Annotated in this window: 9 protein-coding genes; all 9 read left to right on the top strand. The window is 74.7% G+C overall.

Annotated features, from left to right (window positions below):
• Window positions 1–111: 111 nt before the first annotated feature.
• Window positions 112–837, top strand: a complete 726-nt coding sequence (locus tag AB0H57_RS15110) for a hypothetical protein (protein ID WP_357506607.1) — start codon at window positions 112–114, stop codon at window positions 835–837.
• Window positions 834–2483 carry a DNA polymerase Y family protein gene (locus tag AB0H57_RS15105; RefSeq protein WP_357506605.1) on the top strand — a complete coding sequence of 550 codons (1650 nt, stop codon included), beginning with the start codon at window positions 834–836 and terminating at the stop codon, window positions 2481–2483. The genes AB0H57_RS15110 and AB0H57_RS15105 overlap by 4 nt, the downstream gene beginning before the upstream one ends.
• A gap of 12 nt (window positions 2484–2495) precedes the next feature.
• On the top strand, window positions 2496–5882 hold the full coding sequence (locus AB0H57_RS15100) for an error-prone DNA polymerase (RefSeq protein ID WP_357506603.1): 3387 nt from the start codon (window positions 2496–2498) through the stop codon (window positions 5880–5882).
• A gap of 125 nt (window positions 5883–6007) precedes the next feature.
• A complete protein-coding gene (locus AB0H57_RS15095) occupies window positions 6008–7366 on the top strand; it encodes an extracellular solute-binding protein (RefSeq protein ID WP_357506600.1) in 1359 nt (452 codons plus the stop codon).
• A gap of 8 nt (window positions 7367–7374) precedes the next feature.
• Entirely contained in the window at window positions 7375–8325 is a 951-nt protein-coding gene (locus tag AB0H57_RS15090) for a sugar ABC transporter permease (RefSeq protein WP_357506598.1), read from the top strand.
• Window positions 8322–8498, top strand: coding sequence for a hypothetical protein (locus AB0H57_RS15085; RefSeq protein ID WP_357506596.1), 177 nt, complete (start codon window positions 8322–8324; stop codon window positions 8496–8498). Before AB0H57_RS15090 ends, AB0H57_RS15085 begins: the two co-directional genes overlap by 4 nt.
• Complete coding sequence (locus AB0H57_RS15080; protein ID WP_357506595.1) at window positions 8495–9418, top strand: carbohydrate ABC transporter permease; 924 nt, start codon at window positions 8495–8497, stop codon at window positions 9416–9418. The genes AB0H57_RS15085 and AB0H57_RS15080 overlap by 4 nt, the downstream gene beginning before the upstream one ends.
• Before the next feature lie 63 nt (window positions 9419–9481).
• On the top strand, window positions 9482–10231 hold the full coding sequence (locus AB0H57_RS15075; protein ID WP_357506594.1) for a methyltransferase domain-containing protein: 750 nt from the start codon (window positions 9482–9484) through the stop codon (window positions 10229–10231).
• Window positions 10228–11397, top strand: a complete 1170-nt coding sequence (locus AB0H57_RS15070; RefSeq protein WP_357506592.1) for a nucleotide pyrophosphatase/phosphodiesterase family protein — start codon at window positions 10228–10230, stop codon at window positions 11395–11397. Before AB0H57_RS15075 ends, AB0H57_RS15070 begins: the two co-directional genes overlap by 4 nt.
• Window positions 11398–11431: the final 34 nt, after the last annotated feature.

Below are 11431 nucleotides of genomic sequence, written 5' to 3'. Positions count from 1 at the left end.
CCGGCCACCGGCGGGAGGACAGGTGGCCGGACGCCACGCCGCACTCGACCATCAGCACAGGCATGACCGGGGGCGTACGCCTCCATGGCAACACGACGGGGGGTTGGTCCGATGGCGGGCCGCATGGTGCTCGGCTCCGCCGCGCTGGCCGCGCTGGTGCGCCCGGCGAGCGCACCCGATCCGGCCGGCGGCCACCGGGTACTGCCGGTCGCACCCGAGCTGACCGGGCTGCTGCCCAACCGCGGCCTGCGCCGAGGCAGCACCATCGCGGTGGCCACCGGGCAGCCGCGCCGCAGCGGCGGCACCTCGCTGGTGCTGGCGCTGCTCGCCGAGGCGTCCCGGGCCGGCTCGTGGTGTGCCGTGGTGGGCGTGCCCACGTTCGGCGCCGGCGCGGCCGCCGAGGCCGGCATCGCCCTGGACCGGCTCGCCCTGGTGCCGAACCCGGGCCCCGAGTGGCCGACCGTGGTCGCCGCGCTGATCGACGGGGTGGACGTCGTGGTCACCGCCGTGCCGGCGGTCGTCTCCGCCTCGGTGGCGACCCGGCTGGCCGCCCGGGCCCGGCAACGCGGCAGCGTGCTCGTCCCGTACGGCCGGTGGGACGGCGCGGACGTCACGCTCCAGGTGGTCCGGGGCGTCTGGGAGGGGCTCGGGCCGGGCCGGGGGCGGCTGCGCCGCCGCGAGGTCACCGTGTCGGCCCGGGGGCGCGGCGCCGCCGCCCGGCCCAAGGAGATCAAGGTGTGGCTGCCCGGGAACACCCTCACCCGGGTCATCCCTCGGCCGGCCCGGCTCGCCGCTGCGTCCCGCCGGGGCGCGCTGACCCTGGTCGGCTCGGCGTGACCGGCGCGCCGGTACGCACCCTGCTGCTCTGGTGCCCGGACTGGCCGGTCGTCGCCGCCGAGATCGTCGACGGGGTGCCGGCCACCGACGCGGTCGCCGTGCTGCACGCCAACCGGGTGGTCGCCTGCTCGGAGCGGGCCCGCGCCGAGGGGGTCCGCCGGGGGCTGCGCCGACGGGAGGCCCAGGGGCGCTGCCCGCAGCTGACCGTCGTCGACCACGATCCGGCCCGGGACGCCCGGGCCTTCGAACCGGTGGTCGCCGCGGTGGAGGAGGTGGCCGCCGGGGTCGAGGTGGTCCGGCCCGGCGCCTGCGCGCTGGCCGCCCGGGGTCCGGCCCGCTATCTCGGCGGGGAGGAGTCGGCCGCCGAACGGATCATCGAGCAGGTGGCCCAGGCGTGCGCGGTGGAGAGCCAGGTCGGGATCGCCGACGGGGTCTTCGCCGCGGGGCTGGCCGCGCGTACCGGCCGGGTCGTGCCGCCGGGCGGGACACCGGAGTTCCTGGCCGGGCTGCCGGTGGAGGCGCTCGGCCGGCCGGCCCTGACCGACCTGCTGCGCCGGCTCGGGGTGCGTACCCTGGGCGACTTCGCCGCGCTGCCGGCCGGGGACGTGCTGGCCCGGTTCGGCTTCGACGGGGCGCTCGCCCACCGGCTCGCGGCGGGGCGGGACCACCGGCCGCTCGCCGTCCGGCAACCCCCGGTCGACCTGGCGGTGACCGCCGACCACGACGAGCCGCTGGACCGGGTCGACGCGGCGGCGTTCGCCGCCCGGGCGCTGGCCGAGCGGCTGCACGAGCGGCTGGCCGCGTACGGCCTGGCCTGCACCCGGCTCGGCATCGAGGCGGTCACCGCGCACGGTCAGGAGCTGCACCGGGTCTGGCGGCACGACGGGTTGCTGACCGTCACGGCCATCGCCGACCGGGTCCGCTGGCAGCTCGACGGCTGGCTCTCCGGCAGTAACGGCCGGTCCGGCGTCCGTCCGGCCCGGCCGACGGCGGGAATCGTCCGGCTGCGGTTGGTGCCGGACGGGGTGCTCACCCGGGCGGGTCTGCAGGCCGGGCTGTGGGGCGAGGCGGGCGAGGAACGCGAGCGGGCGCACCGGGCGTTGAGCCGGGTGCAGGGCATCCTCGGGCCGGAGGCGGTGGTCACCGCCGTGCTCGGCGGCGGCCGTTCCCCGGCCGACCAGGCGCACCTCGTCCCGTGGGGCGACGAGCGGCTCCCGGCCCGCCCCGGCCCGCCCCCGCTGCCTGCCACGGCGCCGTCGAACGGCCTGGCGCCGTCGGGCGGTGCGGTGCCGTCGGGCGGTGCGGCGCGGTCGGCGAGCCCCCCGTGGCCCGGCCGGATCCCGCCGCCCGCGCCCGCCGTGGTGCTGCCCGAGCCGCTGCCCGCCACCGTGCACGACGCCGCCGGCGAGCCGGTCACGGTCAGCGCCCGGCTCCAGGTCAGCGCCGCGCCGGCCCGGCTGGCCGTCGGCACCGCCCGGCCGGCCGAGATCGTCGGCTGGGCCGGCCCGTGGCCGGTGGACGAGCGCTGGTGGGCGCCCGCCGAGGCCCGCCGCCGGGCCCGGTTCCAGGTCTGCCTGGCCGACGGGGCGGCCCTGCTGCTCGCCGTCGAGGCCGGCCGGTGGCTGGTGGAGGCGATCTATGACTGAGCGGCCCGGGCGATGAGTTTCCACAACCCGAAGCTGCCCTGGTTGGAGCTGGAGCGGGTGCTCTCCGGCCGGCCCGCCGACAACCGGGCGGGCGGCGGGACCGGGCGGCCCCGCGAGGAACGGCACCTGCACGTGGTCGATCCGCTCGCGGTCGACGCCGACGGCGGCGACTCGCCGGCCTGGAGCCGCAAGCGCCAGGAATACCGACCGCCCGAGCTGGACCGCCCGGACGGCGCCGTCCCCTACGCCGAGCTGCACGCGCACACCAACTTCAGCTTCCTCGACGGGGCCAGCCACCCGGAGGAGCTGGCCGAGGAGGCCGCCCGGCTGGGGCTGACCGCGCTCGCCGTCACCGACCACGACGGCTTCTACGGCGTGGTGCGCTTCGCCGAGGCGGCCCGCGCGCTGCACCTGCCGACCGTCTTCGGTGCGGAGCTCTCCCTCGGGCTGCCCGGCCCGCAGAACGGCGAGCCCGACCCGCTGGGCCGGCACCTGCTGGTGCTCGCCCACGGCCACGAGGGGTACGCCCGGCTCGCCACCACCATCTCCCGGGCCCAGCTGCGCGGCGGGGAGAAGGGCCGGCCGGTCTACGGGGAGCTGGAGCAGGTCGCCGCCGAACTGCGCGACCACGTACTGGTGCTCACCGGCTGCCGCAAGGGGCACGTGCCGGCCGCGCTGCTCACCGAGGGGGTCGACGCGGCGACCCGGGAGCTGGACCGGCTCACCGCGCTCTTCGGCGCGGAGACGGTGGCGGTGGAGCTGACCGACCACGGCCACCCGGTCGACGGCGACCGCAACGACGCCCTCGCCGAGCTGGCCGCGGCGGCGGGACTGCCCACCGTGGCCACCAACAACGTGCACTACGCCACCCCGGGCCGGCGCCGGCTGGCCACCACGCTGGCCGCGGTGCGGGCCCGGCGCAGCCTGGACGAGATGGACGGCTGGCTGCCCGCCGCCGCCACCGCCCACCTGCGCAGCGGCGCGGAGATGGCGGCGCGGTTCGGGGCGTACCCGGGGGCGGTGGCGCGGGCCGCCGAGTTCGGCGCGGAGCTCGCCTTCGACCTGCAACTGGTCGCGCCGAAGCTGCCGGCGTACCCGGTGCCGGCCGGGCACACCGAGATGAGCTGGCTGCGCCACCTCACCCTGGCCGGCGCGCACGAGCGCTACGGCCCGCCCGAGGCGCACCCCGAGGCGTACGCGCAGCTGGAGCACGAGCTGCGGATGATCGACGAGCTGGGCTTCCCCGGCTACTTCCTGGTGGTCTACGACATCGTCTCGTTCTGCCGCGAGCAGGACATCTACTGCCAGGGCCGGGGCTCGGCGGCCAACTCGGCGGTCTGCTACGCGCTGCGGATCACCAACGTGGACGCGGTCCGGCACCGGCTGCTCTTCGAGCGCTTCCTCGCCCCGGAGCGGGACGGCCCGCCCGACATCGACGTGGACATCGAGTCCGACCGCCGGGAGGAGGTGATCCAGCACGTCTACGCCCGGTACGGCCGGGAGCACACCGCCCAGGTCGCCAACGTCATCTCGTACCGGCCGCGGTCGGCGGTGCGGGACGTGGCGAAGGCGTTCGGCTTCTCGCCCGGGCAGCAGGACGCCTGGAGCAAGCAGATCGACCGCTGGGGCTCGGTCGCCGCGATCGACGTGGCGGACATCCCCGAGGAGGTCGTCGCGTACGCGAACGAGTTGCAGACCTTCCCCCGGCACCTGGGCATCCACTCCGGTGGCATGGTGATCTGCGACCGGCCGGTGATCGAGGTCTGTCCGGCGGAGTGGGGGCGGATGCCCGGGCGCAGCGTGCTCCAGTGGGACAAGGACGACTGCGCCGCCGTCGGGCTGGTCAAGTTCGACCTGCTCGGCCTCGGCATGCTCTCGGCCCTGCACTACGGCTACGACATGATCGGGATGTCCCTCGACCTGGGCGACATGACGCTGGACGACCCCGAGGTCTACGACATGCTCTGCCGGGCCGACTCGGTCGGGGTGTTCCAGGTGGAGAGCCGGGCCCAGATGGCCACCCTGCCCCGGCTCAAGCCCCGCGAGTTCTACGACCTGGTGGTGGAGGTGGCGCTGATCCGTCCCGGCCCGATCCAGGGCGGCTCGGTGCACCCGTTCATCCGGCGCAAGAACGGCCAGGAGCCGGTGACCTTCGCGCACCCGTTGATGCGCAACGCGCTGGAGAAGACCCTCGGCGTGCCGCTGTTCCAGGAGCAGCTCATGCAGCTCGCCATCGACCTGGCCGGCTTCGACGCGGCCGGCGCCGACCAGTTGCGCCGGGCGATGGGGGCGAAGCGCTCGGTGGAGCGGATGGCGCAGATCGCCGACCGGCTGTACGCCGGGATGGCCGAGCGGGGCATCACCGGCGAGCTGGCCGACGACGTTTACCGCAAGCTCACCGCGTTCGCCAGCTACGGCTTCCCGGAAAGCCACGCGATGAGCTTCGCCTACCTGGTGTACGCCAGCTCCTGGCTCAAGCGCTACCACCCGGCCCCGTTCCTGGCCGCGCTGCTCAACGCCCAGCCGATGGGCTTCTACTCGCCGCAGACCCTGGTCGACGACGCCCGCCGGCACGGCGTCGAGGTACGCCGGCCGGACATCAACGCCAGCGGCGCTCTGGCGGTGCTGGAGTCCACCCCGGAGACCCGGTGGGGGAGCGCGCCGGGTGAGCCGCCGCACGCCTGGGGGCTGGGCGGGCCGGCGGTGCGGCTCGGGCTGGGCAGCGTCCGTACCCTCGGCGGCGAGGTGGCCGAGCGGATCGAGGCGGAGCGGACGGCGCACGGGCCGTACGCGGACCTGCCGGACCTGGCCCGGCGGGTGGGTCTGACCGCCGCGCAGCTGGAGGCGCTGGCCACCGCGGACGCCTTCGCCGGCTTCGGGCTGACCCGGCGGCAGGCCCTCTGGGCCGCCGGCGCCGCCGCCCAGGACCGGCCGGGCCGGCTGCCCGGCACGGTGACCGGCGCGGCCGCGCCCACCCTGCCCGGGATGGAGGCGGTGGACCGCCTTGTGGCCGACGTCTGGGCCACCGGGCTGTCCCCGGAGAGCCACCCGGCCCGGTTCATCCGGGAGCGCCTGGACGCCCTCGGCGCGGTGCCGATCGCCCGGCTCGGCCGGGTGGAGCCCGGCCGGCGGATCCGGGTCGGGGGGATCGTCACCCACCGGCAACGACCGGCCACCGCGGGCGGGGTCACTTTCCTCAACCTGGAGGACGAGACCGGGATGCTCAACGTCACCTGCTCGCCGGGGCTGTGGCAGCGCTACCGGCGGGTGGCCCGGGGCAGCGCCGCGCTGGTGGTGCGGGGGCGGTTGCAGCGGCACGAGGGGGTCACCAACCTGGTCGCCGACCGGCTGGACGCGATCGACCCGCCGGTCGCCCCGGCCTCCCGCGACTTCCGCTGACCCGGTCACCGGGGCCGCAACGGAATGGTCCGGGTCATTACCCCCGATCTGGTTTGAAAGCCCGGAGAACCGGAGAAGTGCAGGTCGGCGTGGGCAGAGCGGCCCGTGCCATCACGGGAGGTGCCATGTCACGGACACTGCGCGCGACCGCCCTGGCCACGGTGCTGGCGATGGCCGTTGCCGGGTGCGGGGGAGTGGGCGGCGACGCCGCCGCCGGCGTCGGCGGCGGTCAAGGCAAGGGCAAGGGCGCGCTGACCACGATGGGCTTCGGCCTCTCCGACGAGATCGCCGAGACCCGGGTGGACACCTTCAGGAAGGCCAACCCGGAGGTCGATCTGAAGATCACCGAGGGCGCCTTCGACGAGCAGCAGTTCCTGTCGGCGGTTGCCTCGGGCAACCCACCGGACCTGGTGTACCTGGACCGCAAGCTGATCGGCACGTACGCCAAGCGGGGCTCGATCCAGCCGCTGACCGACTGCGTCGAGCGGCAGGGCATCGACATGAACCAGTACCGGCCGGCGGCGAAGGACCAGGTCACCCTGGGCGGCACCGTGTACGGCATCCCCGAGTTCAGCAGCGTCCGGGTGGTGTACCTGAACGAGGCGCTGCTGAAGCAGGCCGGGCTCACCGCCGACCAGGTGGACCTGTCCGACTGGGCGGCGCTGCCCGGGCTCAACGCCCGGCTGGCCAAGGTCGCCGGCGGCCGGCTGTCCCGGATCGGCATCGACCCGAAGGTCCCCGAGTTCCTGCCGATGTGGGCCCGGGCCAACGGCGCGGACATGATCTCCGCCGACGGCACCGAGGCCAACCTGGACGACCCGAAGGTGGTCGAGGCGCTGGCCACCGGCGTGCGGCTCATCCAGGACCAGGGCGGCTTCGGCAAGTTCAAGTCGTTCCGGGACACCTTCGACTTCTTCGGCGCGCAGAACCCGCTGGTGAAGAACCAGATCGTCGCCTGGCCGATGGAGGAGTGGTTCCTCAACCAGGCCGCCAAGAACAGCCCCAAGGCCGAGCTGGTGGTCAAGCCCTTCGTCGACCGGCAGGGCAAGCCGCTGACCATGTCCTCCGGGCAGGCCTGGGTGGTCACCAAGGGCGCGAAGAACCCCGACGCCGCGTGCGCCTTCGTCAGAACGATGACCGCCACCGACACCTGGTTCGCCGCGGCGAAGGCGCGCGCCGAGGCCCGCAAGGCCGCCGGTCAGCCGTTCACCGGTGTCTGGACCGGCAACGCCGAGGCGGACAAGAAGATCTTCGACGAGCTCTACCGGCCGACCGGCAACAAGCGCTTCGACGACGCGGTGGACACCATCCGGTCCGTGCAGGACGCCGGGTTCGCCATGCCGGCGTCGCCGGCCGGTGCCGAGTTCGACAAGGCATGGTACGACGCGGTCAACCGGGTGCTGGCCGGCCAGGAGCAGCCGGAGCAGGCCTTGCGGCGGGCCCAGCAGGAGGCGACCGCCGCGCTGGACAAGGCCGCGAAGTAGCCACCACGATGGCCACCACCGTCAGCACTCCCGCACCGGGCCGGCGCCGTCGCACGCCGCTGGCCCGGCGGGAGGCGCGCTGGTCGTATCTGTTCCTGGCGCCGTGGATCGTCGGGTTCCTGGTCTTCCAGGCCGGCCCGATGATCGCCAGCGGCTGGCTCAGCCTCACCGAGTACGACGTGATCAACCCGCCGGAGTTCACCGGGTTGGACAACTACCGGGAGCTGGTGGCCGACCCGCAGGTGGCCCGCAGTCTCACCAACACCGGGTACTACACCGCGTTGCACGTGCCGCTGGTGATGGTCGTCTCGCTGGGGCTGGCGCTGCTGCTCAAGCGGGTCGGCCGGTTGCAGGGTTTCTTCCGGACGGTCTTCTACCTGCCGGTGATGACCCCCGCGGTGGCCGTCGGCATCCTGTTCCTGCTGCTGCTCAACACCCAGGACGGTCTGATCAACCGGGCCCTCGCGCTGGTCGGGGTCGAGGGGCCGAGCTGGACCACCGACCCGGGCTGGGTGATGCCCGGCATCGTGCTGATGAGCCTGTGGAGCCTCGGCTCCACCGTGGTCATCTACCTGGCCGCGTTGCAGAACGTGCCGCGCGACCTGTACGAGGCCGCCGACCTCGACGGGGCCGGCCCCTGGGCCCGGTTCCGCCACGTCACCCTGCCGATGATCTCGGGCGCGCTCTTCTTCACGCTGATCGTCAACACCATCGCGTCGCTGCAGATGTTCACCGAGGTCTACACCATGTACTTCGGCAACCGGGAGACGCAGAACCGGTTCAACAGCGACGCGGCGTCGTTCTACGTCATCCACCTGTTCCAGGAGGCGTTCCAGTTCCTGCACATGGGCTTCGCCTCCGCGATGGCCTGGGTGTTGTTCGTGATCATATTGTTGATCACGCTGGTGCAGGTGAAGCTCAGCAACAGGTTCGTGTACTACGAGGGGGAGGACAAGTGACGGGGACCCATGGTCACAACGGCGTGGCCAACTCGCGACGCACCCGGTTGGGTGCCGGCTGGATGCCGATGCACCACACCGAGTCGCGGGAGTACGAGGTGACCGACGATCCGGTCGCCAACGCCCGGCGCTCCCGGGCGGAGGACGAGACCCCGGGCGGGGCCGAGTCGTGACCGCGGCGGTCGAGCGCGGCGTGGCCTCGCCGGTCTCCGCGCTGGAGTCGGCGTCCGCCCCGCCGCGCCGGCCGCCGACCGGGGACGGACGGCGACCGCGCTGGCAGCGGGTGCTGTTCGTGGTGGCGCTGATCGGCGCCGCGGTGGTCTTCATGCTGCCGTTCGTCTGGCTGGTCTCCGCGTCGCTGCGCCCCCGCGAGTACGTCTTCGACACCGGCTTCCTCCCGGTGCCGTTCGCCCCCGAGAACTACGCCCGGGCCTGGGACGCCATGCCGCTGGTCAACTGGCTGCTCAACAGCGTGCTGGTGGCGGTGGCCGCGGCGGTGGCCAGCACGCTGTCCAGCGCCTGGATCGCGTTCGGCTTCGCGTACTTCCGCTTCCCGGGGCGCAACCTGCTCTTCGGGCTGGTGCTGGCCACCATGATGCTGCCGTTCGCGGTCACCATGATCCCGACCTACCTGATCTGGTCGGAGCTCGGCTTCGTCGACACCCAGGTCCCGCTCTGGGCGGGCAACCTCTTCGGCTCGGCCTTCTACATCTTCCTGCTCCGGCAGTTCCTGCTCTCGCTGCCGCGCGAGTACTTCGAGGCGGCCCGGATGGACGGGGCCAGCTATCCCCAGCTCTTCTGGAAGCTGGCCTTCCCGCTGATCCGCCCGGCCCTGCTGGTCGCCTTCGTCTTCGAGTTCAAGGCCAGCTGGACGGACCTGCTCAAGCCGCTGATCTACCTGCGCGACGAGCAACTCTTCACGCTGCCGCGCGGGCTGAAGGTGGTGCTCGACCGGTTCGGCTACGGCGGTGAGCAGCAGTGGGAGATCGTGCTGGCCGCCAGCGTGATCGCCACGGTGCCGATGATCATTCTGTTCTTCCTGGCCCAACGCCACTTCACCGACGGCATCGCCACCACCGGCCGCAAGGCCTGAGGTGCAAGGAGGGGCCCCGGTTAAGCATTCGTAGCGGAGGGGCCCCTGTTAACAAGCCCCGTCGTGACTAGGCTCGGCGGCGTGGAGCAGACCCGAACCCTGACCCCGCGCACCGCCGTGATCTGGTCGGTGCTCCGGAGCGAGCTCGACCGCCGCGCCGGCGAGCGGCTCACCGTGCTGGACGTGGGCGGCGGCACCGGCGGCTTCGCCGTACCGCTGGCCGAGGCCGGTCATCTGGTCACCGTCGTCGACGCCAGCCCCGACGCGCTCGCCGCGCTGACCCGCCGGGCCGCCGAGGCCGGGGTCGCCGACCGGGTGCGCGCCGTGCAGGGCGACGCTGACGCGCTCGCCGGGCTGGTCGAGCCGGCCAGCGTCGACCTGGTGCTCTGCCACTCCGTACTCGAGGTCGTGGACGACCCGGCGCCGGTGGTGGCGGCCCTCGCCGCCGCGCTGCGCCCGGCCGGCGCGGCCAGTGTCCTGGTCGCCGGCCGGGCCGCCGCGGTGCTCGGCCGGGCGGTGAGCGGCCACCTGGACGTCGCCGCCGCCCTCGCCGCCGACCCGCACGGCAGCGCCGGGCCCCGGGACACCCTGCGCCGGCGCTACGACGCCGAGGGCGCCGCCGCGCTGCTGGGCGCCGCCGGGCTCGCCGTCGAGGAGATCCACGGGGTACGCGTCCTGGCCGACCTACTGCCGGCCCCCGTGTCCGACGGCCAGCCGGCCGCCCTGGTGGAGCTGGAGCTGGCCCTGGCCGGGCGGTCGCCGTACCGAGACCTCGCCGCCCAGCTGCACCTGTTCGCCCGTCGGCCGGGATGACCGGTCCCGTGCCGCCGGCCGACCCGCTGGCCCGGGTCGCCCCCGCATACGGCGGAGGCAGCCTGGCCGACGTGCTGCCCAGCGCGCTGGCCGTGCTCGGGGTGCCCGGTGTCGCCGACCCGCTCGGCCTGGCGCCCGGGCTGGCCGGCGTACGCCGGGTCGCGGTGCTGCTGGTCGACGGCCTGGGCTGGTACCAGCTCCCGACCGCCGCCCCGTACGCGCCGACCCTGGCCGGCCTGGCCGCCACCGCCGGGCGGCCGCTCACCTCCGGCTTCCCGTCGACCACCCCGACCAGCCTGGTCACCCTCGGCACCGGACGGGCCCCGGGCGCGCACGGGGTGCTCGGGTTCACCGTGCGGGTGCCGGGCACCGACCGGGTGCTCAGCCACATCGAGTGGGCCGACGACCCGGAGCCGCTGCGCTGGCAGCCGGTGGCCACCCGGTTCGAGCAGGCCCGCGCGGCCGGGGTGGCGGTGACCGTGGTGAGCCGTCCGGAGTACGGCGGCAGCGGCCTGACCCTGGCCGCCAACCGGGGCGGCGACTACCGGGGCGCCGCCGACGTGGACGCGCTGGCCGAGCGGATGCTCGCCGCGCTCGCCGCCGGGCCCGGGCCCACGCTGGTCTCCGGCTACCACCCCGACCTCGACCGGCACGGCCACCTCAGCGGCGTCGACTCGGCGCCGTGGCGGCTGGCCGCGGCCGAGGTGGACGGGCTGCTGGCCCGCCTGGTCGACGGGCTGCCGCCGGACGCGGCGCTGCTGGTCACCGCCGACCACGGGCAACTGAACGTGCCGCCAGGCGACCGCTTCGACCTGGACACCGATCCCCGGCTGCGGGCCGGGGTACGGGTGGTCGCGGGCGAGCCGAGGGTGCGCTACCTGCACGTGGCGCCCGGCGCGGCGCCGGACGTGCGAGCGGCCTGGTCGGCCGTGCTGGGCGACGCCGCGCGGGTGCTCACCCGGGAGGAGGCGGTGGCCACCGGCTGGTTCGGCCCGGTCTCGGCGGACCACCTGGCCCGCATCGGCGACCTGGTGGTGGTCTGCCAGGGCCGGTACGCGGTGCTGGCCACCCGGTCGGAGCCGCCAATGGCGTCCCGGCTGGTGGCGTACCACGGGTCGGACACGGCGGCCGAGATGACCGTCCCGCTGATCGTGGTGCGCGGCTGATCCCGGCCCTCGCCGGCGGTGTCGGGGGTGGCGG

It is taken from the genome of Micromonospora sp. NPDC050686, from assembly GCF_040654475.1.
Classification (GTDB): domain Bacteria; phylum Actinomycetota; class Actinomycetes; order Mycobacteriales; family Micromonosporaceae; genus Micromonospora.
The sequence above is the reverse complement of the archived record's forward strand: the minus strand, read 5'-3'. Positions and strand labels throughout refer to the sequence as shown.

What these genes read in the sequence shown, in the direction of transcription:
- AB0H57_RS15110 (WP_357506607.1), top strand. Translation starts at nt 112, where the DNA reads ATGGCGGGCCGCATGGTGCTCGGCTCCGCCGCGCTGGCCGCGCTGGTG.
- AB0H57_RS15100 (WP_357506603.1), top strand. Translation starts at nt 2,496, where the DNA reads ATGAGTTTCCACAACCCGAAGCTGCCCTGGTTGGAGCTGGAGCGGGTG.
- AB0H57_RS15095 (WP_357506600.1), top strand. Translation starts at nt 6,008, where the DNA reads ATGTCACGGACACTGCGCGCGACCGCCCTGGCCACGGTGCTGGCGATG.
- AB0H57_RS15090 (WP_357506598.1), top strand. Translation starts at nt 7,375, where the DNA reads ATGGCCACCACCGTCAGCACTCCCGCACCGGGCCGGCGCCGTCGCACG.
- AB0H57_RS15070 (WP_357506592.1), top strand. Translation starts at nt 10,228, where the DNA reads ATGACCGGTCCCGTGCCGCCGGCCGACCCGCTGGCCCGGGTCGCCCCC.